At 50.2% G+C, this 25010-nt stretch carries 29 protein-coding genes; 13 read left to right on the top strand and 16 right to left on the bottom strand.

The window, feature by feature from the left end; all coding sequences use genetic code 11:
• Positions 1-69: 69 nt before the first annotated feature.
• Together IEY24_RS07505 and IEY24_RS07500 are read right to left on the bottom strand one after the other, a co-directional pair.
• Positions 70-837: a TIGR03915 family putative DNA repair protein gene (locus IEY24_RS07505; protein ID WP_188930182.1), complete on the bottom strand. Its 768-nt coding sequence runs from the start codon at positions 835-837 to the stop codon at positions 70-72.
• The gene (locus tag IEY24_RS07500) at positions 837-2093 is read right to left on the bottom strand and encodes a putative DNA modification/repair radical SAM protein (RefSeq protein WP_188930180.1); all 1257 of its coding nucleotides are present in this window, start codon (positions 2091-2093) and stop codon (positions 837-839) included. The genes IEY24_RS07505 and IEY24_RS07500 overlap by 1 nt, the downstream gene beginning before the upstream one ends.
• 134 nt (positions 2094-2227) lie before the next feature.
• On the opposite strand from IEY24_RS07500, the gene IEY24_RS07495 reads away from it, so the two are divergent.
• Positions 2228-2986 carry a thioredoxin family protein gene (locus IEY24_RS07495; RefSeq protein ID WP_188930178.1) on the top strand — a complete coding sequence of 253 codons (759 nt, stop codon included), beginning with the start codon at positions 2228-2230 and terminating at the stop codon, positions 2984-2986.
• On the opposite strand, the gene IEY24_RS07490 is transcribed toward IEY24_RS07495, so the two are convergent.
• The 5 genes from IEY24_RS07490 to IEY24_RS07470 all read right to left on the bottom strand — a co-directional run bounded on the left by IEY24_RS07490 (position 2987) and on the right by IEY24_RS07470 (position 5490).
• Positions 2987-3790, bottom strand: coding sequence for a GNAT family N-acetyltransferase (locus tag IEY24_RS07490; protein WP_188930176.1), 804 nt, complete (start codon positions 3788-3790; stop codon positions 2987-2989).
• A 28-nt stretch (positions 3791-3818) separates the two neighbouring features.
• The gene (locus tag IEY24_RS07485; protein ID WP_188930174.1) at positions 3819-4358 is read right to left on the bottom strand and encodes a hypothetical protein; all 540 of its coding nucleotides are present in this window, start codon (positions 4356-4358) and stop codon (positions 3819-3821) included.
• Positions 4355-4831: an RNA polymerase sigma factor gene (locus tag IEY24_RS07480; protein WP_188930172.1), complete on the bottom strand. Its 477-nt coding sequence runs from the start codon at positions 4829-4831 to the stop codon at positions 4355-4357. Before IEY24_RS07480 ends, IEY24_RS07485 begins: the two co-directional genes overlap by 4 nt.
• Positions 4832-4900: 69 nt before the next feature.
• Positions 4901-5140: a DUF4926 domain-containing protein gene (locus IEY24_RS07475; RefSeq protein ID WP_188930170.1), complete on the bottom strand. Its 240-nt coding sequence runs from the start codon at positions 5138-5140 to the stop codon at positions 4901-4903.
• Positions 5137-5490, bottom strand: a complete 354-nt coding sequence (locus IEY24_RS07470) for a DUF6883 domain-containing protein (protein ID WP_188930168.1) — start codon at positions 5488-5490, stop codon at positions 5137-5139. Before IEY24_RS07470 ends, IEY24_RS07475 begins: the two co-directional genes overlap by 4 nt.
• 98 nt (positions 5491-5588) lie before the next feature.
• Between IEY24_RS07470 and IEY24_RS07465 the strand changes: the two genes are divergently transcribed.
• Positions 5589-6428 carry a sulfurtransferase gene (locus tag IEY24_RS07465; RefSeq protein ID WP_188930166.1) on the top strand — a complete coding sequence of 280 codons (840 nt, stop codon included), beginning with the start codon at positions 5589-5591 and terminating at the stop codon, positions 6426-6428.
• A 41-nt stretch (positions 6429-6469) separates the two neighbouring features.
• Here IEY24_RS07465 and IEY24_RS07460 read toward each other — a convergent pair whose 3' ends face one another.
• On the bottom strand, positions 6470-7348 hold the full coding sequence (locus IEY24_RS07460; RefSeq protein WP_188930164.1) for a c-type cytochrome: 879 nt from the start codon (positions 7346-7348) through the stop codon (positions 6470-6472).
• A 176-nt stretch (positions 7349-7524) separates the two neighbouring features.
• On the opposite strand from IEY24_RS07460, the gene IEY24_RS07455 reads away from it, so the two are divergent.
• Together IEY24_RS07455 and IEY24_RS07450 are read left to right on the top strand one after the other, a co-directional pair.
• A complete protein-coding gene (locus tag IEY24_RS07455) occupies positions 7525-8526 on the top strand; it encodes a helix-turn-helix transcriptional regulator (protein ID WP_188930162.1) in 1002 nt (333 codons plus the stop codon).
• A 17-nt stretch (positions 8527-8543) separates the two neighbouring features.
• Positions 8544-9074 carry a YceI family protein gene (locus tag IEY24_RS07450; RefSeq protein WP_229221571.1) on the top strand — a complete coding sequence of 177 codons (531 nt, stop codon included), beginning with the start codon at positions 8544-8546 and terminating at the stop codon, positions 9072-9074.
• Positions 9075-9078: 4 nt separating this feature from the next.
• Here the strand turns inward: IEY24_RS07450 and IEY24_RS07445 are convergent, their stop codons facing one another.
• The 4 genes from IEY24_RS07445 to IEY24_RS07430 all read right to left on the bottom strand — a co-directional run bounded on the left by IEY24_RS07445 (position 9079) and on the right by IEY24_RS07430 (position 11362).
• Positions 9079-9339, bottom strand: coding sequence for a hypothetical protein (locus IEY24_RS07445; RefSeq protein WP_188930160.1), 261 nt, complete (start codon positions 9337-9339; stop codon positions 9079-9081).
• A 93-nt stretch (positions 9340-9432) separates the two neighbouring features.
• The gene (locus tag IEY24_RS07440) at positions 9433-10302 is read right to left on the bottom strand and encodes a tetratricopeptide repeat protein (RefSeq protein ID WP_188930158.1); all 870 of its coding nucleotides are present in this window, start codon (positions 10300-10302) and stop codon (positions 9433-9435) included.
• A 118-nt stretch (positions 10303-10420) separates the two neighbouring features.
• Positions 10421-10654 (bottom strand): hypothetical protein, encoded by a 234-nt coding sequence (locus IEY24_RS07435; protein ID WP_229221569.1) that lies wholly within the window; start codon positions 10652-10654, stop codon positions 10421-10423.
• A gap of 78 nt (positions 10655-10732) precedes the next feature.
• Positions 10733-11362 carry a pyridoxamine 5'-phosphate oxidase family protein gene (locus IEY24_RS07430; protein ID WP_188930154.1) on the bottom strand — a complete coding sequence of 210 codons (630 nt, stop codon included), beginning with the start codon at positions 11360-11362 and terminating at the stop codon, positions 10733-10735.
• Between the two features lie 79 nt (positions 11363-11441).
• Here IEY24_RS07430 and IEY24_RS07425 point away from each other — a divergent pair, with 79 nt between their 5' ends.
• Together IEY24_RS07425 and IEY24_RS07420 are read left to right on the top strand one after the other, a co-directional pair.
• Positions 11442-12911 carry an aminotransferase-like domain-containing protein gene (locus tag IEY24_RS07425; RefSeq protein ID WP_188930152.1) on the top strand — a complete coding sequence of 490 codons (1470 nt, stop codon included), beginning with the start codon at positions 11442-11444 and terminating at the stop codon, positions 12909-12911.
• Positions 12908-14155, top strand: a complete 1248-nt coding sequence (locus IEY24_RS07420) for an MFS transporter (RefSeq protein ID WP_188930149.1) — start codon at positions 12908-12910, stop codon at positions 14153-14155. Before IEY24_RS07425 ends, IEY24_RS07420 begins: the two co-directional genes overlap by 4 nt.
• On the opposite strand, the gene IEY24_RS07415 is transcribed toward IEY24_RS07420, so the two are convergent.
• Entirely contained in the window at positions 14114-14479 is a 366-nt protein-coding gene (locus IEY24_RS07415; RefSeq protein WP_188930147.1) for a helix-turn-helix domain-containing protein, read from the bottom strand. The genes IEY24_RS07420 and IEY24_RS07415 overlap by 42 nt on opposite strands.
• Positions 14480-14604: 125 nt before the next feature.
• On the opposite strand from IEY24_RS07415, the gene IEY24_RS07410 reads away from it, so the two are divergent.
• Positions 14605-14883, top strand: a complete 279-nt coding sequence (locus tag IEY24_RS07410) for a hypothetical protein (RefSeq protein ID WP_188930145.1) — start codon at positions 14605-14607, stop codon at positions 14881-14883.
• Positions 14884-15055: 172 nt separating this feature from the next.
• On the opposite strand, the gene IEY24_RS07405 is transcribed toward IEY24_RS07410, so the two are convergent.
• From IEY24_RS07405 to IEY24_RS07395, 3 genes are all read right to left on the bottom strand, one after another.
• On the bottom strand, positions 15056-15622 hold the full coding sequence (locus IEY24_RS07405; protein ID WP_188930143.1) for a pyridoxamine 5'-phosphate oxidase family protein: 567 nt from the start codon (positions 15620-15622) through the stop codon (positions 15056-15058).
• A 24-nt stretch (positions 15623-15646) separates the two neighbouring features.
• The gene (locus IEY24_RS07400; RefSeq protein ID WP_188930141.1) at positions 15647-17665 is read right to left on the bottom strand and encodes a heavy metal translocating P-type ATPase; all 2019 of its coding nucleotides are present in this window, start codon (positions 17663-17665) and stop codon (positions 15647-15649) included.
• A gap of 151 nt (positions 17666-17816) precedes the next feature.
• On the bottom strand, positions 17817-19256 hold the full coding sequence (locus IEY24_RS07395; RefSeq protein ID WP_188930139.1) for an aminotransferase-like domain-containing protein: 1440 nt from the start codon (positions 19254-19256) through the stop codon (positions 17817-17819).
• A 102-nt stretch (positions 19257-19358) separates the two neighbouring features.
• Between IEY24_RS07395 and IEY24_RS07390 the strand changes: the two genes are divergently transcribed.
• The 6 genes from IEY24_RS07390 to IEY24_RS07365 are packed head-to-tail and all read left to right on the top strand — an operon-like array spanning position 19359 to position 24884.
• Positions 19359-20288, top strand: a complete 930-nt coding sequence (locus IEY24_RS07390; protein WP_188930137.1) for a DMT family transporter — start codon at positions 19359-19361, stop codon at positions 20286-20288.
• A complete protein-coding gene (locus IEY24_RS07385; RefSeq protein ID WP_188930135.1) occupies positions 20281-20751 on the top strand; it encodes a DUF1572 family protein in 471 nt (156 codons plus the stop codon). Before IEY24_RS07390 ends, IEY24_RS07385 begins: the two co-directional genes overlap by 8 nt.
• A gap of 6 nt (positions 20752-20757) precedes the next feature.
• Positions 20758-21120: a nuclear transport factor 2 family protein gene (locus IEY24_RS07380; protein ID WP_188930133.1), complete on the top strand. Its 363-nt coding sequence runs from the start codon at positions 20758-20760 to the stop codon at positions 21118-21120.
• 3 nt (positions 21121-21123) lie between these two features.
• Positions 21124-22518, top strand: a complete 1395-nt coding sequence (locus IEY24_RS07375; protein WP_188930131.1) for a pyridoxal phosphate-dependent decarboxylase family protein — start codon at positions 21124-21126, stop codon at positions 22516-22518.
• 57 nt (positions 22519-22575) lie between these two features.
• The gene (locus IEY24_RS07370; RefSeq protein WP_188930128.1) at positions 22576-23070 is read left to right on the top strand and encodes a hypothetical protein; all 495 of its coding nucleotides are present in this window, start codon (positions 22576-22578) and stop codon (positions 23068-23070) included.
• Positions 23071-23072: 2 nt separating this feature from the next.
• On the top strand, positions 23073-24884 hold the full coding sequence (locus IEY24_RS07365; RefSeq protein WP_188930127.1) for a M64 family metallopeptidase: 1812 nt from the start codon (positions 23073-23075) through the stop codon (positions 24882-24884).
• Positions 24885-25010: the final 126 nt, after the last annotated feature.

Raw genomic sequence — 25010 nt, 5'->3', positions numbered from 1 at the left:
TTTTCGGAGACACCACCTATTGTGTAAACCGTGGCGACATACATGAAAAATATTGATTATCAGTAAAATCTATCCCTGCTTCTCCGAAAGGCACTTCCAGTATCGCCTCGGTACATGCCGCACATGCAGCCGCATATTTTTGCGCGCCTGAATGTTGGTGCTTTTGAAGTAATCCTGCCAGAGCAGCGTGTACATCTGCTCACCCGGGTCGAGCAAATCCGAAGGAAGCGCATTGACGACCGATATTTGCGGCGCTACATCGAGTTCGATTTCTTCCGTTTTTTCCAAATTGTAATACATCCCGTATTTTCTGGTTAAATCATAAATAATCCAGCGCTGATCGGCATAACGGTTCTGAAAATGCTCGGGAAGGAGGGGAAGCACGTCGAAATCCGGTTCGATGTGGGCGTAATAAATGCCGTCACCGGTTTTCTGAAAACGCACAAATGCTTCCATGCGGTGCTTTTCGCGATGCACTTTCTGGGCCGTCTGGGAAACGGCCAGAATATCGGGATGTGCAAAATTCTCGCACGCGCCCGCCGGCTGGTCGATAATGTAGCGGGCGAAATTCAGTAAGTGCTGAAAAGTTTCAGGCTGTTCGGACAGAAATGCCTTATAGAACCGGAATTGCCATTCTTTCCCCAATTTTTTACAAAGGCCTTTCCAAACACGCTTCCCTTTTTCACGGTCGGAAACTACCCGGAACCCTGCATCGAATACATCCGGAACATGGTGCGTTGCGGTCACCAGCTTTACAACGGGCGATTTCCGCTGGTAGCATTCGAAAACGGCCGTCAGCAATCCTTCCAGCGATCCGTCAAAAATGTATAGCTCCATTAAAAAAGCGACAGCTGATTATTCGGGTTTGACAGGTATTTGCTTTTGCTTTCGGAAAAAATAAGTCCCTTGATATGGCCGGCTTCATATTCTTTTAAATGCATGGGGCTGTCGGCATACCGGATGAAATGCCGTGCCTTACGAAATGAAATGCCCAGTTTCCGCAAATGGCTTTCGTATAGCCGGTTAAACTTGCGTGCCTGAACTATTTTCAATGCAGAGCCCACGCCGATGCCCGGCACCCGGAGAATCATGTAATAGTCGGCAGTGTTGATGTCGATGGGGAACTGGTCAAGGTTCCGCAATGCCCAGCTCAGCTTCGGATCGACGTCCGCTTCAAGGTTCGGATGGATATCGTTGAGGATTTCCTGAACTTTAAAACCATAAAAGCGCATTAGCCAGTCGGCCTGGTACAACCTGTTTTCGCGGATCAGAGGCGGTTGTGAGCCGATTACCGGCAACCGCGCATCGTTGCTGATCGGAATGTAGCCTGAGTAATAAACCCGTTTCAGTGAAAAGTTCTGGTAAAATGCATTCGCAGTATACAAAATCTCTTTATCCGACTCCGGCGTGGCACCCACAACGATCTGCGTGCTTTGCCCGGCCGGTACGAATTTCGGCACGCTCTTGATTAGCGCCCTCTCGCTTTCAAACTGGGTAATGTTATTTTGAATGTATTTCAAAGGCTTTTTTACGTCCGCGTGTGACTTTTCCGGCGCCAGCAGTTTCAGGCCTTTTTCCGTCGGCATTTCAAGGTTAATGCTCATGCGGTCGGCATACAAACCCGCCTCGCGAAGCAAGTCGTCGCTGGCCCCGGGTATTGTTTTTAAATGGATATAACCATTGAAACGCTCCTCATGCCTGAGTTTCTTCACAATGCGCAACAGCCGTTCCATGGTATAGTCGGCATTTTTGAAAATCCCCGAACTCAGAAACAGGCCTTCGATGTAATTGCGACGGTAGAAATTCATGGTCAATTCAACCACTTCTTCCACCGTGAATGCAGCGCGTTTGATGTCATTGCTGCGCCGCGAAACGCAGAATGCGCAATCGTAAATGCAATGGTTGGTAAGCAGTATTTTCAGTAACGACACACACCTTCCGTCTTCGGTGTAAGTGTGGCAGATCCCCGTTCCTTCCGCATCTCCAATTCCCTTATTTTCATTTTTCCGGTTACTGCCGCTCGACGAGCATGAAACATCGTATTTCGCAGCATCGGCCAAAATCCCCAACTTCTCCCGGATCCGCTCGTACATACTAAATTTTGCAATTAGTTAAATTTGTCTAAAATATCAGACGGTAATTACCAGTTATTAGGAGGTTGCAATGAATGATTATTTGTGTATAAAAATATCAAACTATTGATACTAATACAATCTTTTGTGGGAGAATGTTTGTGAGCCGTCTGAATAAAATTTCTGTTTGTGCGCTGATAGTCGTCGGATCTGTCAGATTTTCAGCATTTTGTCAATCCGATGAACCGAAAGTAGTAAGGTATAATGGCAAGGTAAGCCAGCAAATCGTAATGACGCGGGATTCGCCGATCATTGACCACGCTACCGGAAAGCGGATCAGTTACCAGACCTACGACAATATGCTCCGAAGAAGCCCGGGACTTTACAAAACCCAGCCGATATTCGACAAATACGGCAAAGCTTCTTCGTTTGAAATCATCAAAAAGAGCCAGTTGTACGTTCAGCCAGACGGCTCTGTCATGAATAACCCAGATCTAATGCCGGAAGTAGGCGAGCCGATCGCTCCGTTTGTGATGCGCGGTCTCGACGGGAAAGAATATGACTCGGAGAAATTAAGGGGCAGGTACATTCTGCTGGGGTTCTGGGTACGCTATGAAAAGCCGCTGTACACATTCGCCAGCACCAAGGTGATTTCTAGTTTTGTGGATGAAAATAAGAGGAAGGGAATAGAGATCGTCTCCCTTGGCACCACACTCAACACCGAGGAGGAATGCCTGGAAGCCATCCCGAAACGGAACTGCGGTTTCATTCCCGTTCCGGAATCGTATGGTTTCAACCACCGGTATAAGGTCAGCGAAACACCCTATTTTATATTGGTGGATCGCAAAGGGATCGTGAAAGCGATGGCGCCGCACACCGAATTCTCCAAAATCAGCGAGCTGGAACTGCGGTAATCAGCCCAATGCACCGCTGATGCGATTGTAAAGGCGCTCCGGATGCCACACCCTGCGCGGACCGAGGATCATGCGGCGGGAAGTCTTATACATATTGTACCCGTTTTCCTGAAGATATTTCAAGCCTTCGGCATTGCCGACAGGCAGGATCGCCGTGGGCCTCGTTGCCGAGCGGATCTGCATGAGTGCGAATCCCGCGGTGTCGGTGGCGGCAATGATAGGGCCATCGCTCCATGTGGGCAGGTAAACCCCCTGCAAATCTCCATTCAAATCGATATAGACCGATGCTTCAGTGAGAAATTCTGCCATGACACCGCGCCTGTCCTCGCCGGAAACCAGGTAGTCGAGCGCATAGGCCGCATCGCGGAAAGATTCATTAAATGGCTCAATATGTGGGGGGAAGGCAATATCTGCGGCGACCGCTTCCCTTCTTAAATGCGCATATTGCCCCTCGACTTCGAAACCCTGTTTCAAATACACCGGATAGCCAAATTCGGTCGCGTCGAGATAAACGGTCGGGTAACGGTTCCGGTCGATGCTTTCGATCAGGCTGCGTGTGATCGCGCTGCCCAGGCCCTTATTCCTGTGTTCGCCATGTGTGATGATGCAAGCGAGCCAGGCCGTATCGGCATGGAAAATAGCGGCGCCAACGGCAACAGGCTGGCCATTTTCCTCGATTTTGATCGGTTTACAACAATCGGATTTTAAAAAATAGGCGAACCGCGGGCGGATATCGCCCCAACCCTCCGGTTCGAGGGCGGGGAGGTAGGCAATGTCTTCTTCTGTAAATTCCTGGCTAATCATCGCATAGATCGTTAATCCTGCTAAAATGTCAAAAATCTGCTTCCAATTGCTTGAAATGAGCAATTTTTCTTTGCCAGCTGATCCATGAATAGTAAAACAGGAGGAGCGCTGATAGTATTAATCCGCTCAAAATGATGTATTTGCGCTGTGTGAAAACCATTTGATAAGTAAAGAAAACTATAAGGGCAGTGGCATACAGCACCGACGATGTCAGCGAAAGAAATGCTAACCGTTTCAATGAACGCGTCTGTTTGGCCAATGCCTCTCGGAGGTTCACGCTTACCGACGGATTTTGGATTTGAGTATATCCCAATGCATTGTTGACGATGTAAAGTACAATGCTAATAATCAGTAAAATATTAGCTAGCAAAGGTTTCTGAGCCCCATCGAAGCCATCGTAATACATTAGCAGCAGGGCGGAAAGGGCGATTATCTCAGTCATGAACTTGATCCGCAATTTGCGAAGCGATGGGTGGTTGCGGACGCGCGTCATCATTGCAAGCTGTTTTTCAGAAAGCGGTTCGTTACCGGCCCGGCGCCAATCCGATTTCAGATCGTCGATATTCATAAGTTTTTTGAAGTTAAAAGTGATCTAAGTTTTTCCTTGATGCGGTTGAGCTTAACGCCCACGTAATTTTCCGAGATGCCTGTCACCGAGGCAATTTCGGCGTAGGAATAGTCTTCGAGGTAAAGGGAAATAAGTGCGCGTTCTGATTCGCCCAGCGTTCGTAATGCGCGGAACAGCCATTCCTCCCGTTCCGAAGATGTCTCAGTTGTATCGGCAAGATCGGGCGGATGTTCGGACAATGAGACGGGAGGTTTTTGCTTCCGGTAGGATGCCATAGCCGTGTTCAGGGCGATCCTGTAAATCCAGGTCGTGATTTTGGATTCGTTCCGGAAGCCGGGGAATGCGCGCCAGAGCTGGTAGACGATTTCCTGAAAAAGGTCCTGCTGATCCTCAGGCGTATTGCGGTACATCCGGCTCACCTTAAAAATGATCCGCTGATGCTCCCCGATCGTTTCAAGAAAAATTTTCTCCATAAAAATCAAATCTTTCCCAATAGGTTGTTGAGATTGGGAAAAACTTACATTCGTCGTGATTTTTTTGGATTAATGCGAATCCACAATGGCTGGCAACTTGCGTACGTGTGCAATTTCACCACGGGTGATCGGGCGAATTTGAGAAGGTAGGAGTGTTTCAAGAGCGACCGTTTCGCCATCTAGCGTGCAGAATTCGACTTCGAACCCCGCATCTTCCCCATGGGTCATTACGATAGTTCCTATGTCGCCCACTTGTAGTTCCAGTTGGGGCAGATCTTGGGTCAGTACTACTATATCCAGCTCTTTCATTTTGATCTCGTAGGAATTACGGCGATTAATCGTGGAAGATTTTCAGGATTGTCCCTATCAAAGAACCATCCCATGCGTATTCGCGGGTTTCTTGCATCAGGCGTACGCAAGGGGCCTTCGGTTGTAATTCTGGTTCCGAACGGGAGCCGCTCCTCAACCTGTACAACGATACTTTCACAAGCCAGTTCCCTAAGCGCTGCACAAAACTCCGGGCTATTCGCAAGCGGATAACCAAATTTACTAAAAAACATTGCTTTTGACTTTCCTTCACGATGGTCGAAGTTCAGCAGATAGCTTTCAATTTTATCTTTTGAAATAACGGCCTGTGAACAATTGGGCAATTTGTTCATGATTATAGCGTGCGAAACAGTTGAACATTGACTATTTAGACGCTGGTTTTCGTGAAAAGTAACGTTATTTACCAAAGTTTTTTCAAAAGGACCCGGACATGAATATCATTACCACAGACCAGCTTAAAACCATTCTGGAAAATGAAGACCCTATCGTGATCGATGCGCGGGGAGGGACCGATGCCCTGGAACGGTATAACAAGGCGCACCTCGAAAATGCGCAGTTTGTAGACCTCGAAACCGATTTGTCGGAAAAAACCGGTGACCCATCGAACGGCGGCCGACACCCGCTGCCTGAACCTGATGATTTCGGGCGCTTTTTGGGGATTCTCGGTATCAGCCCTTCTTCGACGGTTGTTGTGTATGACGATAAAAAAGGCGCTAATGCGGCTGCACGTTTCTGGTGGATGCTCAAAGCGGCCGGTCATGAAAGGGTATTTGTAGTAAGTGGCGGGCTGGACGCGATCGTGGAGGCCGGAATCGATTTAACACAAAAAGCAGCTTCGCTGCACGCTTTGGAAGAATATCCGATCAACGGGTGGCAGATGCCGTTGGTCGATGCCGATGACGTGGCGCTCGCTGCGGCCGATCCCGAATCGATGGTGATCGACGTGCGCGAGCATTACCGCTACCTCGGTGAAAGCGAGCCGATCGACCTGGTAGCAGGCCATATTCCAGGGGCCGTTAATATACCCTATACTTCCAACCTCGACGAAAAAGGCGAGTTTATGCCGCCCGCGGAACTTGCCGCGAAATATAAGGATGCACTTGCGGACAAAGATCCCCGTAAAGTGATCGTGCATTGCGGATCAGGCGTCACTGCCTGCCACACGCTCCTCGCGCTGGCGGAAGCCGGCCTCCATGGCGCCAGCCTGTATGTGGGCTCGTGGAGCGAATGGTCCCGGACCGAACGCCCCATCGCGACAGGGGAGGAATAACATGAGCGCCTGGCCGGACTTCAAAAGTCCGGCCAGGTCGTTTACTGGATGGATTGCAGGTAATCGTAGAGAGAAGAAAGCTCGGTGCGCGTATACTGCGCCGTCATTTTCCAGGGCATATCTTCATTTTTGAGAACATGGCCTTCCGGGGTTTTTCCCGAAGTAAGCGTGGTAATGAACTGGGCTTTCGTCCACTTGCCTACGTGGCCCGCCCGGGTGATATCCGGTACAGGGGGAAAGCCCGGAGCGAGCGGCTCACCGCCTTTGAAATTCTCACGATGGCACCCTGAACACGACACAGCCAGGTATTTGCCCTGAGCCGCACCCTCCGTCGAATCCGCCCGGGCGATCATCGGCTTTTCGTGATCGATTTTTTCCACCGACAAAAGTGGCATTTTGCCGATATAGCTCATGACGATCGCAACCGGGCCAAGGTCGTTTTCGGGTAGTACATTGTCCACTTCCGGAATCTGGCGGCAATAGGCAATCAGCGCGGCCAGATCTTGCTGAGAAAGCAATGTCGTTTCATGCGAAGGCATAAAGAGCAGCGGCTTACCATCCTGATGAATTCCGTGCCGTAGCGCAGCGAGCCAGTCGGACACTTCGTAACTTGCCGGTAATCCTCCTTTTCCGTGCGTTAAGTTGCCCGCAACGAGGCGACCAATGGCGCCATCGTCATTCATGATCTTGCCTTCCAGGTTGGTCCCGTGGCAATCCTGACAACCCTTAATAGCGACCAAATGCTTGCCCCTTGCGAGCGTGGTGCTGTCCGTCGGGATTTTAATGGTTTCTTTCTCAAAAGTGTAGGCCTTTGCCATCCGGTTTTTCATGGAGACCGACACATAGGCGTAAGCGCCGATGGCTACGAGCGCAACTCCGGCCAGGACAATGCCTGTCCATTTTAAAATTTTTCTGATCATGGCGTTGAAGTTTTTGGCAAAAATGCAAGGGAGGGTGCCGCATTGACCTACGCACAACGGATAAAAATCTACGACGAACGGATTATGTCGATTAATTGGGCCGTTCACTCAGTAAGTAGCAGGGGCGGGGCAGTCGGGCGCGTATTTTAGTGCCGTGTTAAAACCTCTTCCGTCCAATGGCCACCACATTCATCCAGTCAGCCGACATCATCGAATTCATTCCGGTACCCAACCCGCAATCGGTCATTCACGAAGCACGCGCGGATAACCCGCACGAGTTTGTGACCCGGTATCATCCCAAGGTCGGCGAGATGAAGTTCAAAAGCCTGGTGTTTCCGCATGTACACGTCATGAACCTGCAATGGGCGTCGCAGGAAGATGTAATCCTTTACGACAGCACGCCGGTGGATACGATCAACATCAATTTCCACATGGCAGGACGGCTCGACACCACTTTCGAAGGGCTTTCACACGACCTTCATATGCGGCCGGGTAAGCATAACCTGGTCTTTTCACCGGAAGGCGGCGATACCAACCGGGTCTCTGCCAACGACTCGCTCGAAATGTTCCATATCAGCCTGGATAAGACATTTTTTTCCAATATCATCGGTTGCGACGACCATTGGAGCGAACGCGTTCAAAAGAACTTGCTCTGCAACAGGCCATTTTCGGGAATTAGGGGTACTGCGAACACGACACCGCGCATGCAAAGCCTGATAAGGGAGGTGAAACAATGCAGGGAGGGCGGGGCATTACGTAATCTGATGATCCAGTCGAAAGTGTTGGAACTGCTGGCGCTGCAAGTCGAGCAGTTTCGTGGCCCCAACCAGGCAGACGGTATTTCGGTAGGGGATGCAGACAAGCTGCATCAATTAAAGTATTTCCTCGACATGCACTTTCTCGAAGAACATTCACTTGCGGAGCTATCAAGGATTTGCCTTTTGAATGAATTTAAGGTCAAAAAAGGGTTCAAAGAGCTTTTTGGAACCACCGTTTTTGGTTACCTGCGCAAATTGCGGATGGACTATGCAGAGCAGCAACTGCTCGACTCCTCCTATTCCGTGGAGGAAGTTTCCGATCTGCTGGGGTATGAGCACGCCCAGCACTTTTCAATAGCATTTAAAAAATACCGCGGCATTAATCCCTCCTCGCTCAAAAGCAGGCGCATAGTGGCTTGATTTATTTAAAAATGACAATGAGAAAGTATTTAACAGTGGTCAGTTTATTGATAATGAGTGCATTTTCATTTGCGGTTGTCGCTGGCTGGCGCATTGTAGAGGGCTATCAGATCCGCTTCGACGGCAAATACGCACATGGATCATTCCGTCAAATGGAAGGCAATATCCGCTTCGATCCCGGTCACCCCGAAGATTCCCGCTTTGAAGTGTCGGTAGATGTCGCCTCGATCGATACGGGCATTGAATTGAAAAACAAGCATGCCAAAAGCGACAAGTGGTTTTATGCGGAAAAATACCCGCGCATTCATTTTGCTTCGACGTCCGTCAGCCGGACAGACACGGGTTTCGTTGTGCGCGGCGAGCTGGAACTGAAAGGTATCAAGAAAGCGATAGCGATCCCGTTTGCATTTAGGAGCACGGGTGATCAGCACGTTTTCTACGGCAGATTTAAGGTGAACCGCGGGGATTTCGGAATAGGGAAAGTAAGCGGCGGGGAATCCGACTCGACTGCCGTGGAAGTGTCGGTTCCTGTGCTCGCATTGGAATAACCGGTCATTTGTTCCGCAGCGTTTCCAGCTGCCTCAGCAATTCATTAAGCTCCTGTTCGGCGGTTCTGAGCGACCGCATTTCTCCTTGCTCTACAACGTTCTGTGCAGGATCGTCAAAGTTTTTGGTTTCTTCCATTACTTCCGGATTTTCGCGGTTTTCCGGGGAAAAGGCAATGGTTTCTTCCAGGTTTGTACGCTCGAACTCGATCTGTTGCCTTTTCGCAAGAATCTTGTCTTCGAGTTGCTGCCGTTCGATACTGTCCATGGTTAAAATTGTTTTTAGGATTTCCCTTGCAATAATTGAGCCTGACATTCGGTATAGTGAGCAGGTGCAATCCGGCACGTCGGGTTTGGATTGTTACTTCATATTCAAAGCCCTCTTCAAAAACCCGCCCAAAAAGCTGGCCGCGAACGTGAGGATCATCGATCCGTAAAGGCTGAAATTTTCTAGCTCCTGCCGGGCGCGGTCTTCCGGGAGGTCGGTGAAAAAGTGATAGCCGGCAAGCATGAGAATGCATTGCATAATAGCCAAAAGCCAACCTTTATAGGGTTCTGCGAAACCGATGGAGATAGCAGCGAAAACGGCGACGAGGTAGGGCAGGTGAATGCTTTCGGCATTTTTGATCACGTAAACGAGCAATACGCTGGTGAGGGAGATCATGACCATGTTGATAGCCAGTCGTTTGTCGAAGAATGGAGCCTTGGATGAGTTGAAGCCGGAATGGGTCTTTTGCAGCCGCGCACGGAGCTCCTGTGCGTGTTTGGTGTCTTGTTCAGCTTCGATATTCCGGCCAAGTTGCTCAAATGCCTTTGCACGCCAGTGATAAGGGGCTTCACTTTGTTCTTCCGAGACGCTTACGGCTTTGTTCAGGGCCGATAGCGCCTGTTCGGGTTGGTTTTGTTCGAGGTAAATTTTGCCGAGTTCGAGATAAACCGTAAAGACCTGATCGTCATAGCTCAGACCAGCCTGAATGTCTTTCAATGCAGCCTCGGGATTCCCGAGCGCTTTTTGGCATAAACCACGATAGAGATAAGCGATGCAGGACTTGGGTTTCTGGCGGATCCTGGAATCGAAATAGGTATAGGCTTTATCGATTTGCCCATCGTTGTACAGTTTGATTCCTTCGGAGACGGCGGCCGCTTCTTTTTCGCTGGGGCTGCGGAGGTCGGCATAGTTGCGGAGGTAATAGATATATCCGAAAAAGGCGATTACAACAAGAAATTCCATACGATTTGCAAATTCAGCATACATTCAAGATGGTGCCAAAATTCGCTACGGCTGTCCGCAAATCAAAAGGGAATTGCGTGTTTAACGTGAGAAGCTTTGTAAACGGATAACGTGGGTGTCAGACGAGAATGACCATATTAGGTTCGGAGCCGGTCTCCGCATTCGGAATCGAACAAGCGAGGGCGATGCGTTTGCCGGTATTTTCGGCCAGTTCAAGCAATTGGAAAACCCTTTCCTCTCCTTCGATTCGCAGTGCCTGATACAGAATGTTCCCGTAATTGAACTCGCGCGAGCCGAGTCCGTTTTTTAAAGCCGCCAGCTGATACCGGTCGAATATTTCCTTTCCTGACATGAAGTGCAACATTTGGGTGGGATATTGCAGGTGAGTTTGCCCGAAAGATGTTCAAACCGGTATCAAGGTTGCATGCGGTTAACTTAAATGTTGAGGAAGTGGAATATTTTGGCTGGTCTCGTCGGCAATCGGGTTTCCGCGTAAGGTTTGTAGCGGTATCAGTCCCGACCAGATAGGTAATTCCAGGTCCTCCGGTTCGTCCTTCGGCATCCCGTCACGCATTTTAGCGGATGCTAGCTCAAAAGAAAACGCCAGCGCGGTAGTTTTCCGGACTTCGCTGTCGGTCATCGGGCGGAGGTAATCCCAGCTGTCGGGTACTATTTTATTGGTAAGCCATTCAAATGCGGCCCTTTTTGTCGAGATATCTTCCACTTTTTCTGCACTGGAAAAAATAACGACCGATCGGTAGTTGACCGAATGGCTGAACGCCGATTTTGCTACCACGAGCGAATCGGTGAGCATTACGGAAATGCATACCGGGATTCCCTTCTCGATTTCCCTGATGAAATGGCTCCCGACAGATCCGTGAATATAAATTTTATCTTCATAGCGGACAAAAGCCGTCGGAATAGAGAACGGCTTATTGTCCACTGCATAGCTAATAGTGCAAAATAAGGCTTCGTCGAGAATAGCGCAGATCGTTTCTTGCTCATAATGTGTGCGTTTGGCGAGACGGCTGGGTACGAGATAGGGCGGTGGCGTGTTCATGTACTTTGTTTTTCTTCAAAATTATGCGTTAATTGGTCCATCTCTTTAATCCAATATATTAAATAGTGGTAGTCCAATTATGATGAATGTGTTGTCGACGCTGATTACTCCCGAAAAGGGTGGAAAACAGCCGGTATATCTTCAGATCGCCAATCAACTGATGTCATTGATCAAGAACGGCACTTTGCAATCTGGTTATAGATTGCTGAGTACCAGGCAACTGTCCGCTATTTTAAACGTGCACCGGCGGACTGTCGTGCAGGCGTACGACGAGCTCCTGGCGCAAGGGTGGCTGGAAAGTCAGACGGGAAACGGTACGTTCGTAGCACGGAATCTGCCCGATTTGCGGCCGCTTCCGCTGCCGGTGGAGATAGCAGCGGACAGGGATCCGCTCAAAAAGGCCGGTTTCGGGTTCGAGAAGCCTGCTCACCTGGACAGGGCTGTATTGAAAGCCGGCTGGCGGCTTCACCTGGATGACGGCTTTCCCGATCCGAGGCTCGCGCCACTCGAAGATCTGTCACGTGCATACAGGAGCCAATTGCTCCATGGCAATTCCTACACGCGGCTGGGGTATGGGGAAACCAGCGGTACCAGTTGGCTCAGGCAAGAGCTATCAGCCCATTTGAACGAAACGCGCGGGCTCAAAACTTCTTCTGCCAACATACTGATTGTGAGAGGGATGATAATGGGTATGTACCTCGCTTGTACGAGCCTGGTAAAGGCTGGCGACTGCGTCGTTACCGACTCGCCGGGGTGGTTTGGGGCATCGATGAACTTCGCACAGGCAGGTGCGGATATTTGCCATGTGCCTGTGGATGAGCATGGTATGGATGTAGATGCATTGGAAGAGCTATGTCAGAAACGGCGTGTCAGAATGGTGTACGTGACTTCTCATCATCAGTATCCCACGACAGTCGCACTACGGCCCGATCGTCGGATTAAGCTTCTTCAACTTGCTGACAAGCATGGATTTGTGATTTTTGAGGATGATTACGATTACGATTTTCATTATTTGAGCAAACCGCTCCTTCCGCTTTTTGGCGCCGATCAGGCCGGTATGGTGCTTTATTGTGGGTCATTTACTAAAACGATCTCACCCGCGTTCCGGGTCGGTTACCTGGTCGGACCGGAAGACGTCATCGCCCATCTGGCTTCGCTCAGGCGCATTATCGACCGGCAAGGCGACACAATGCTCGAAAATGCGATTGCCGAGCTGCTTCAAACAGGTGTCATTCAGCGTCATTTGCGGAAATCGGTGCGGGTCTACAAGCAGCGTCGCGACTTGTTTTGCGAGTTGCTGAAAACTGAATTGCCAGATCATATCAGTTTCGACATTCCCGACGGCGGGATGGCGGTTTGGGCGCGTTTTGATCCGGCGATCGACATACCCAGGCTTGCGGAAAGGGCGGCACAAAAGGATTTGTATTTCTCAAATGGAAAAGTTGCAGGATATCCGGCACAGTTCAGGAACTATATACGCCTCGGATTCGCTTCTTCTGATCCGGGGGAACTGGAAGAAAGCATTAAGATTATCAGGGATTTAATATGATCAGGAAAGTTATTGGTGCTTACAGGGCATCTTTCACCGGGCTAAGCAGGGAAACCTGGTTACTGAGCCTGGTGATTTTGGTGAACAGATGCGGGTATATGGCCGTACCTTTTATGAGTATGTATATTACCCAAAGCCTGCACCGGAGCATCGAGGATGCAGGATTGATCATTACATTGTTCGGCGTCGGCTCGGTGCTTGGGGCGATGGCGGGTGGTTATCTCACCGACAAGCTGGGCTTTCAGCCCGTGCAGATCGGCAGCCTGATACTGAGTGGGGTATTCTTTACCCTATTTAGCCTTACCACCGACTTTGCGCTGCTGTGCGCGCTGATCGTAGTCCTCAGCTTTTTTGTAGAAGCGTTCAAACCCGCCAACCAAACGGCCATCGCCGCTTATTCGACGCCCGAAAATCTCATACGCTCGTATGCGCTTAACCGGCTTGCCACCAATATCGGTTTTGGCTTCGGCACCGGCGTGGGAGGGTTACTGGCGGCTATTAATTATCACCTTTTGTTCTGGGTTGACGGTGTAGTATATGTGCTGGCTGGTTTGCTTATCGTTATGCTGTTGCCTAAACGAAAGCACGTTACGAAAAATGACTTTCCGGAAATGGCGGAAGTAAGCACCGCTTCTCCCTGGAAGGATGCATTTTTTGTACGTTTCCTCGTAATGGTTACCCTTTATATGCTGTGTTTTGTAGTGCTGTTCAGGCTCGTGCCCGTCTATTGGAAGGAAGAAATGGGCATCGGCGAGTCTACAATCGGTGTTATGCTGGGCATGAACGGGCTCATTATCGCCCTGTTCGAGATGGTACTGGTGCAAAACCTGGCCAACCGGAAGCCCGATTACTTTTACATGGTTTCAGGACCGCTTTTCAGCGCAATGGCGTTCCTGGCGCTTGTCGTGCCCCATGTTTTGCCGGTAGTACTTGCCATTGCGACTGTAGTGCTTTTCACAACGGGCGAAATGCTGGCGTTTCCTTATCTGAGTACCTTCGTCATGAACCGGGCCAGCGATTTAAACCGAGGCAAATACTCGGCCGCTTATTCGGTGTCGCAGGCTGTCGCGCAGATCATCGGCCCCGTTATGGGCGCATATGTGGCCGGGCATTGGGGTTACAGCGCATTATGGATTTTGCTGATTGTGATCAGCTTTGGCTGCGCGCTGGGTTTCCGGTCGTTGTTCCAGCGTAACCTGGCATTATGCCTGGCCATCGTCGGGCCGTTCATTTTTTTCGGCTAATCTGAGCTGGCCTTTGAGGCTGTTGATTCGATCCGCTTCCAATTCCAGTGCTTTGCGTTGGAGGTCAATGAGATCGTCTTTTTTGATCATGATATATTGCTCCCGCGGTTCTTCGAGCATTGGCACCTCGCCGACAAGCTGGGCCACCGTGGTGTCGAAGAGCTCGGCCATCAACCGAAGCTCGGCGAGAGAGGGGTCGTTTCTTCCGGTTTCCCAATTCGAGATTACTGCTTTACCCGATTTCTTCAACGTCTTAGCCAGTTGATGCTGGTTCCAGCCTTTCAATTCGCGGTATTTCTTAATGCGTTCGCCAACAATTGACATTAGTTAGAAGTTTAATATAAAAATACTTGACTAAGTGATAGCTATTCTGTACTTTTGAATTGCCAGTGATTATCGTTATTGATAAAGCGCAAATTACAATTTTTTATAATACACCACTATTGTATATGCACCAGCTTCAAGCAAGAGTCTCCGAACATGGAGGCTTGTCCATCAAAGAGCGCCTGTTGGTCAGGTTTGTTAAATCCAGGAATATCGTGGGTAAAGGCTGGCGGGGAGTACTCGCCCAGAACGACCCTTTTTTCAACACCAAGCTTGGTGGGGATTACTTAACCTCAGTGGCACAGGCAGTTTCAGACAGTAGCCGCGGTAATGTCGACCGCATCGAGAGGGTCACCATCGCCCTGGAAAAGGTGGCAGGCAGTACGCCCGTTCCAGTCGTTTGATCAGTTATTTTCCGGTAAGTTTCACTTATTGGCCGGAGGTCGTTAGCGACCCTTGGGAGGGGTGTACTATTGGAGAAACTGAGTTGGGATTTCGCATTCGGCTACCCGTTTGCGTAGGGAATGCTGTGTTGAAATGTGCAGCAGGTTCAGCACTGCTGTACCTGCTGCATGTTCATTTGCTTTCATCTGTTGGGGTGGAAGCGAAAATGCCTGTGTCGAAACCATCGATGCTGGCCATGTTTTTTCTTGACCAATAATCCTGAATGCCTCCCGGACCTTGTTTTCTGGCCCAGGCGTTTAGCTCCTCCCGTTCGCGGTCGTAATCCATGAACGGGACAGCCATGCCACAGGAGGTTTGGACGAGGTGTATCTGTATGTCTATCAGCTGCCGCGCCCCTTCGAACGGGGGGAAGAGGGGGGCATATTCGTGCCATTCTGCGTCGGCGGGATGGTAGGCTTTGCCGTGTCCATACAATCTCAGGATAAGCGGCTTGCCCTCAAATGCACAAAACATAACGGTAATGCGGTCATTCTGCAGCAAATGGGCCGCGGTTTCATTGCCGCTGCCGGTTACATTGAGCCACATCACCCGGTCTGGCCCGAGAATACGAAAGGAATCCATTCCTTTCGGTGATAAATTGACTGTCCCCGTTTCGGCCGCGGTGGCGACGAAGAAAATCTTTTGATTATTGATGAAGGACTCCAATTCCGGTGTGATCCGGTCCAACTTTTTTCCCATGGTATTTGAGCAACGCAGGCTATGTTATATTTTCTTTCCCTGGATCCGGTATGCATTTAGAATTGCCAGCAATGCAACACCCACATCGGCAAAAACAGCTTCCCAGAGCGTCGCAACGCCGCCGGCACCCAGGGCCATTACTGCAATTTTAACCCCCATAGCGAGGGAAATGTTCTGATAAACAACGGATTTTGTGATTTTGCCGATCCGTACTGCCGAAGCAATGCGCGAAGGCTGGTCGTTCTGGATGACGATATCGGCCGTTTCAATGGTAGCATCGGAACCTAACGCACCCATGGCTATGCCTACGTCGGCGAGCGCGATTACCGGCGCGTCGTTTACACCATCGCCCGCGAATGCAATGTAGTTGCCCTTATTTTTAAGCTCTTGTACGATCCTCACCTTGTCTTCAGGCAACAGTCCGCCGTAACTTTTAGCAATGCCGAGCTCGCCTGCAACTTTGGCGACGACGGCTTCTTTATCGCCGGACAACATGACCGTTGAAATGCCAAGTGTTTTCAATTCCGCGACAGCGGCAGCAGCATCCTCTTTAACCTGGTCGGCAATGAGGAAATAACCCGCGTAATCATTATCGACCGCCACAACAACGATAGTTTCAACTACCGAACCAAGCTCGGCAGGATAGCTGATGGAATACCTGTCGAGCAATTTCGTATTACCCGCGAGAACAGCCTTACCCTCGACATTACCCTTTAAACCGTGTCCCGCGATTTCTTCGACATCTGTCGGTTTTGCCAGCTCAATAATTCCCGCCGATTCAACAACCGCTTTGGCGACCGGGTGCGTCGAGTAGCTTTCCAACGAAGCAGCTATGCGGATAAAATCGGTTTTTTCAATGGCAGTTTCTACTTGCTGAACTTTAAATACCCCTTTGGTAAGCGTACCCGTCTTGTCCGAAACTAACGTGTCGATTTTAGTGATAACATCCAGAAAATTTGCCCCTTTTACGAGAATACCATTGCGTGAAGCTAGGCCGATACCGCCAAAATAGCCGAGTGGAATAGAGATCGTGAGTGCACAAGGGCAGGCGATGACCAGGAAAACCATGCCCCGGTAGAGCCACTGGTCGAATTGATAATCGGCTACAAAAAGCGCGGGGATTGCGATGATGAGCAATGCAAGCAGGAATACTGCGGGCGTGTAAATGCGCGCCAGGCGACTGATCAGCAGTTGGGTAGGAGCTTTGCGCGCGCTAGCCTCCTGCACCATTTCCAGTATACGCGAGAGTTTCGAGTCCTTGAAGAGTGCTTTCACCTCGATTTCGACGGATTTTTCGATCGATATCATGCCGGCGAGCACTTTTTGGCCATTTTCGATGATCTGCGGTTTCGGTTCGCCGGTGAGTGCTGCGGTATTAAATGTGCCGGAAGCGGAGCGCATTTCTCCATCCAGCGCCACTTTTTCGCCTGCCCTGACCAATATTTTTTCGCCTATCAGAACTTCGTCCGGTGTGATTTGCAAGGGTTTTTCGTTGCGCAAAACGGTTACCGTGTCCGGTCGTATGTCGAGCAAAGCCTTAATGGACCGTTTCGACCGGCTAACGGCGATATCCTGAAAGAGCTCGCCTATTTCGTAAAAAATCATCACCGCAACGCCCTCGCTAAACTCCCCGATATAGAATGCACCAAAGGTAGCGATGGTCATCAGCGTAAATTCATTGAAGAAGTCGCCGCGACTTGCTTTCCGGAACGCAAGCGCCACGGTTTTATTCCCGGCAAGCACATACGCGACGAGCATCATCCCGATTTCGACTGGGCGAGCAACTTCAACCTTTAAAATGTATGCCAAAACGAGAAACACGGCCAGAATTGCCAGGCTCAGCCATAACATCCAACGGCTTTTGAAAATGCCCGCATCGTCTCCCGATCCGTGGCTATGGTCTCCGTGGTCATGGTCATGATCGTGACTGTGATCATGCTCGTGGCCGTGTGCGTGGCCATTATGTTTGGCGTGCGTATGTGTCTCTGCCGAACAGCAGTCGTCGTGCGGTTGATGAGGGGCCGATTTTTCGTCGAGTTTCATAATGCAATCATTGAAATACTAAAATGCTGTTCTGCCGTACAGCTGAGCCGTAGGAACATTACAAAGGTAGGTTACAAAGCCGTGCAACAGGGTTACAGGTGCTGAAAATCAAGTAATTGCAATATTGTTGCGTATGTTTTAAGGCTATTGATCAGCCAGTTGCATCCCTGATCAACTCTCCCAGTTTCCTTAATCCCGCGTCAATTGCCGCATTATAAGGTGCGCCGAAACTGATGCGGATGTAATTGCTGAACCGTGCGTCGGTGCTGAAAATCTGGCCGGGGGCGATGCTGATGCTTTCCTGGATGGCGCTTTCGAAGAGTTCGAATGCATTGATGTTTCTGTTCAGTTCAATCCACAAAACATACCCGCCTTGTGGCCGCACGAGCCTTGTATCGGCGGGGAAATAGTCGGAAATGGCTTGCACATAACGCAGGCATTGCGTGTGCAGCGACTTGCGCAAGTGCCTCATATGCAGGTCATAGCGACCGGTTTCGAAGAAGTTGGCAATGGCTGCCTGTGTCGGCGTGGCGGAAGAAACAGTATGCATCAGCTTGTTGCTCAGAACTTTGTCCTTAAACTTCCCCGGCAGGCACCAACCCACGCGATAACCCGGTGCGAGCGTTTTAGATACCGACCCGCAGAGCATTACCAGGCCTTTTTTGTCGTAACTTTTGCACGTACCCGGCCTTGTTTTTCCAAAATACATTTCTCCATAAATATCATCCTCGATCAATGGAATCTCGCGTGCGGCGAGCATTTCGACGAGCTGCTTCTTGCGGTGATCCGGCATAAGCGCGCCGGTGGGGTTGGAAAAATTAGGTACAAACAGCACTGCTTTCACGGGAATCGTTTCAAGTGCTTTTTCAAGGTATTCAAGATCGGCACCCTCGTCGGGGTGGCAGGGAATTTTGAGCGTTTTTAGCCCGAGGCTTTTCATAATATTAAAAATTCCAAAGTAAATCGGGTTTTCGATCGCAACGGTGTCGCCGGGTTCGGTAACGGCTTTCAGGCAAAAAATCAGCGCTTCCATACAGCCTTGCGTGGTAATGACGTCGTCTCCGCTCACGTTTCCTTTCCAGTTGAATGCATATCTGGCGATCTGTTGCCGCAGGGCGGGGTTGCCCTGTACTTCTTCATACTGGGTACAGCTGTGGGGGCTTTTTCTGAGCGCCTCAATCATAGCCTTGTTCAATTTGGCTTCCGGGATGAGTTCGGCGGAAGGAGCAGCCACCGACAGCCGGATAATCCGCTCGTGGGTCATGGTTTTGTAGACCGTCCGGATCATTTCATCCACATTAGCCTTTTCGATGAGCGGGCTTGGCGATGTGTTATGGAGCCTTTCAGGTGCATTGAGTGGCGAAAAACGGACAAAATAGCCCGATTTGGGCCTTGCTTCGATGATACCCTTGTTTTCCAGTTCCACGTAAGCCTTGAATGCCGTACTGAGGCTGACGCCCTGTTCTTTACTCAGCGCGCGGAGCGAAAACAGCTTGTCGCCGGCTTTCAGGATGCCTTTTTCAATTTGCGCTGCAAGTCGGTCGGCAATTTGTGAGTACAGGAAATCTTCGCGGGTAGGCGCTTCGGTCATGCTAATCGATATTTATATCTGTTATGCTTCAAAATAACAAAAGTGAATCTGTTTTATTAAATTTAAGGGGCGGAATTTTGTGGCGTTCAATCTAAAACGGCTATGAAAGGGAATCTGACGGCATATTTCGCATTGGTAATGGTGTGTTTCTTTTGGGGGACCACTTACCTGGCCGCGCGCATTGGCGTGTCGGGTTTTCCGGCACTTTTCTTCATGGGTTTCAGGAACGTGGTGGCGGGAGCATTGCTGCTGGGTTTTCTCATGCTCAGGAAGAGGTCATTCCCCTGGACTTTGGCCGATATCGGTTTGCAACTCGTTCCGGGCTGGTGTATGATCACGTTCGGGACGGGCCTGGTTGGCTGGTGTGTTCAATTCATCCCAAGTGGCCTTGCTGCCTTGCTGTATGCGACGGTGCCGCTTTTTACTATCCTGATCAATGTGCTGGCGCGGAAGGAAGAGCGTATCAACGCCCATGTGGCAGCCGGAGTCATGCTGGGACTTGCGGGGGTGATGCTGGTGTTCAGGGATAACCTCGAATACCTGGCCGACCGGAATTCCTTCATGGGTATCTGCGTTACGCTGGCTTCGTGCGTGTCGTGGTGCCTGGGTGGGCTGTATACCAAGAGCTACCCGGGCAGAACAGATTCGTTTTTCAACGCCGCGATTCAGATGATGGCCGGTGGGGTGGGACTCTTTGTGCTGAGTGCTTTCAATGAGGATTGGACAAATTTGCCTGTGATGCAACCGAAATCGATCCTGGCCCTTTTGTACCTGATTTTTTTCGGCTCGATCCTCGCTTTTGGTTCGTATCTGTTTGCCATGTCCAGGCTGCCGGCAGGATTGGTGTCCATTTATGCGTACATTAATCCACTGGTAGCGTTGGTACTAGGTTTTTTAATATTGGACGAAAGGATAACCTGGCTCACGACCCTTGCATTTGCTGTCACCCTCGGCGGCGTCTTTCTGGTAAACCGCGGTTACCAGCTTCAAAAGAGGAAAAGTACATTCACTTTAATAAATAGCCATGAATAGCGACATATTCATCACTTTATTCAGTCGGGATATCAAAAAGCTCCGGAGGGAAATTGAGCAGTACCATTCGGAAAATGCCTTATGGGTGCCGCTACCAGGTACGATCAATCCGGGCGGTAATCTGTGCCAGCACTTAATCGGGAATTTACGCACATACGTGGGCCTTACACTCGGCGGGCATGCGTACATACGTGACCGTGATGCCGAGTTTAACCAAAAGACGTTTACCCAAATACAAATGCTTGTGGAGCTGGATACGCTACACGAGGTAGTGATCAACACACTACGGACGCTGGATGAGCAGAAGATGGAGGAGGAATATCCTCGTCATGTGGTGGATCTGTTTCCGGAACAGTCTGTGCGGCTCGTTCTTACCCATTTGTTAGCTCACCTTTCATGGCATCTCGGTCAGATCAACTATCATCGCCGCTGGATCACTCAAACACCGTCAACACAACCATAAACAGCCATGCATTTAACAGAACAATCGGCGCAATCCTTTGCAGAACAATGGATTGACGCCTGGAATCATCATGACCTTACTGCTATCATGAGGCTATATTCCGAGGATATCCGGTTCTTTTCGCCCTACATTATCAAGTTAGGCATGAATGCCGACGGGGTCATCGCCGACAAGCAGGAGCTCGAAAACTATTTCAAGAAAGCGCTCGACATTTACACGGATTTGCACTTCGAACTAAATGAGGTCCTCGTAGGTGCAAGTTCTGTCATTTTATATTACAAAAGTGTAAGTAATCGAATGGCCGCCGAGTTGATGGAACTCGATGAGGCAGGTAAGATTAGTCTGGTAAAAGCGCATTATAATCACTAGTTTATGTTTGAATTGTTTGAAAATGAATTGAATAGCCTGGATACGATTTTGGACCAGGTAAAAAAGGACAGTCTGGGTTTTCTTGAAAATCTTGCAGACCGGCCTACCTACGTTGCCGATCAGCGAATTCGTCCCGCCAACCTGAGTGAAGGGGGGATGGGCGCGCTGGGAAGCCTTGAAGCCTTTAAAACACACTTTGACAAACTGATGGTCGCCAGCCCCGGGCCCCGGTATTGGGGTTTTGTAACTGGCGGCGCCACTCCCGCAGCCATCGCCGGCGATTGGCTGACAGCCGTTTATGATCAGAATACGCAGACCACGCAAGGTGAGGGAGATGTTTCTGCGATCGTCGAGCAGGAGACTATCCGGTTGTTGCGTCAGCTGCTCTATTTGCCCGATGATTTCAATGGCGGCTTCGTCACCGGCGCTACAATGTCGAATTTTACGGGCCTGGCCGTAGCGAGACAATGGGCCGGTGAGCGATCTGGACGCGACATTTCGAGGGAGGGTGTAAATGGCGATATGGTGGTAATGGCCGCTACGCCGCATTCTTCGGTGCTCAAATCGCTTTCTATGCTCGGATTGGGCAGTAGCAACATGCTGCGCATAGAGACGCTGGATGGGAGGGAGGCAATGGATCTGGCCGATTTCGAGAAAAAGCTCGCTGACAACCGGGACCGGCCAATCGTCGTTAATTGTAGTGCAGGAACCGTCAACACGGTCGATTTTGACGATATTCAGGCGATCGTTGCATTGAAAAAACGATACGATTTCTGGCTCCATATCGATGCCGCTTTCGGTGGTTTCGCAGCCTGCCATCCATATTACCGCCATTTGTTGAATGGCTGGGAGCAGGCGGACAGCATTACTATCGATTGCCACAAATGGATGAATGTACCTTACGACAGCGCGGTTTCGTTCGTCAGGAAGGCACATAGCAGATTGCAAGTCAGTACATTTCAGAATTCCAATGCGCCCTATCTCGGCGATCCGTCGGAGAATTTTTCCTATCTCAATTTCCTTCCGGAAAACTCCCGTCGCTTCCGCGCATTGCCTGCGTGGTTCAGTCTTACCGCCTACGGCCGCAACGGTTTCGAATGGATCGTACAAAATAGCATCGCACGTGCGCAGGAGCTGGGCAATTACATCGAAACCAGCGGCCATTTCGAATTGTTGGCGCCTGTCCGGCTCAATGTAGTTTGTTTCAGATTGAAAAATGAGGTCGAAAAAATGCCCGAATTCTTGAAAAAAGTAAATTGCCGCGGAAAAATTTTCATGACGCCCACTTCGCTGTCGGGTACATCTGCTGTTCGAGCTGCTTTTGTTAATTACCGAACGGGGAAAGACGATATTCAAGTGGCTATCAGTGAGATGGAGGAAGTGTTACAGGTACTGTGAAATTCGTTAATAATACTGTACATTGATTGCTGTTACAGTTTTGTTTCGAACCACGCCATGCTACGTTTATTTTCCACGGTTGTCATCGCGCTCGCCGGTTTGCTGATGAACGAATGCAGGTCAGGCCGTTCAACACTGAAAATCAGTGAGCTTCCGAACTATGACAGCAAATCACCCGATCATATTCTATTTCTGAGTTTCCGCATTACAGGTAAACCGGGCGGAAATGAGCACGTCGAACTGGCGAGCGCTACGGTCGGCAACGGCCGGATGAAGGACTTGCGTCATCCGGTCGGTTTTCCTGTTTACATAACTGCCATTCCACGTTACACGACGAGTGCACTGGAGGCTGAGATGGCATTTGAACATCCGCTTTATCGGTCAGTAGAAGTGAGTGATCCTTCGGGCCATATGCGGCGCCAGGAAGTGAAGGCTGGCGAAGGTACCCTGCTTGTTCGCATGCCCATCCATTCGGGACTCAACCGTTTGGAGCTTTTTAGTGTCACTCCGGAAAGGGGCTCCGTGAAAATCTATACGCTCGGCTTTAACTAGTTATGAAAAGGATTTGTACCACCCTATATGCCATTTGCATTGCCTTCCCGGCTTTTGCCCAGCTATATACGGTGGATACACTCTATAAAACAGGGCCGTTCGATAACCGTATCAACGTCGTGATCCTCGGTGACGGCTTTACACAGCAAGAACTCCCCCAATTCGCAGCAGAGGCGAAAAAATTCGCCGATTTCTTTCTTGGTTACGATCCGTACGTCCGCTATCGCAGCTATTTTAATTTTTTCGCCATTCGCACACCTTCGGTCGAAAGCGGCGTGACCAATCCGGGTACGGCCCCCGATGCTTATAAGGACCAGCCTGTTGGTATAAAAAATACATTTTTTGGCTCCTCGTTTGGTAGCTCCATCCATCGGTTGGTGACGATCACTAAATATGATGTCTTGACCAAGCTTCTCGCAGACCATTTTCCGATGTATGATCTGGTCATAGTCCTGGTCAATACGCCTTTTTACGGCGGATCGGGGGGAAGTATAGCCGTGCACACGCTTCATACACAAGCCAACAGGATCGGCGTCCATGAAATCGGTCACACGTTTTCGCACCTGAACGATGAGTATTGGGCAGGTCCCGGCTATGGATGGGAGGCTCCCAATATGACGCAGGAAAGCAGTGTGCTGCGTGTGCGATGGAAGAATTGGCTCAATGAACCCGGTATCAGCATTTATAAGCACGGAGATACCGGCGAAGCGGCACTTTGGCATAAACCCGCAAATGGGGCATGCTTAATGGAGTATTTGAATCAGGAGTTTTGTGCAGTTTGCAGGGAAGCAACGGTGGAGACACTTCTGAAACAGGTCAACCCGATTGAAAAAGCCGAACCGGACCCGGGTAGCATTGTTACCGTCAATGATCCGCAAAGCTTTAAAATAGACCTGCTCGCCCCCTTTCCCAATACCTTGCAGGTGCAATGGACACTGAATGGTGAGCCGCTCGTGGGCATGGGCGCACAGCTAACCCTCGCACCCGAGCAGGCGCCCGACGGCGCCGTTCTCACGGCTTCTGTCTTCGATTCCACAACCATAAGCCGGTATGACGGCGCCAGGAGCGACCGAACCCGAAATGTGCAATGGACACTCAAATCCGGCACGCCGGACGTGTTTCGGGTGAAGGCCTCTTCGGATACGATATGCGTGGGTGAAGAGGTCACCCTTTTTGCATACGGCTGCCGGGGGACATTGACCTGGACTGGCGGGAGCGGTGAAAAATCCGTGAAGGTGAAGCCGGCCCAAACGACCACCTATTCGGCAGTTTGTAAAGTAGAAGGCGCGGCCGAGCAGACAATCGGGACGACAATTCAGGTCATGCCCCTTCCTGATGCGACGGCGACCAACGGAGGGCCCTACGAGGTTGGCGGCACTATCGAGCTCACGGCTAGTGGCGGGAATACCTATCTGTGGAGCGGGCCGAAGTTCTTTGCTTCGACATTACCACACGTTTCCCTTCGCAACGCCGGGCTTGACCAGGCGGGGGTTTACGAAGTTATGGTTACAGATGCGAACGGTTGCTCTGATACGGCCCGCACGGAAGTAAGGGTTGATCCGATACTTGCCGTGGCCAACGACCCGGCGCAATGGCTGAATGTGTCGCCCAATCCCGCCAGAGACGTAATCCGCGTGGTGTGCCTGTTGCCCGGGGAATCGACATTTACCCTCTTCGACCAGGCTGGACGGAAGGTGCTTTCCAGGGTATTCAGATCCAGGACCGAAATTACCTTCCGCGGATCGGCAGGGCTTTATGTTTATCGGATTGTGAATGGTAAGCATGAAACGGGAGGGAAGGTTGTGTTTCAATAACTTAGTATTAAGTTGAATGAGTCTGCGGGGCTGTATGTACCGGTTTAGAAATGGAGGTTTCGGGGAAAGTGGAGGTACAATAAGGGGTTAGTGCTTTGATTGGTAATTGTTGTTAACACACTATAA

Source organism: Dyadobacter endophyticus, assembly GCF_014641595.1.
GTDB classification, from domain to species: Bacteria; Bacteroidota; Bacteroidia; order Cytophagales; family Spirosomataceae; genus Dyadobacter; species Dyadobacter endophyticus.
This window is presented reverse-complemented; position numbering and strand designations above follow the sequence as displayed.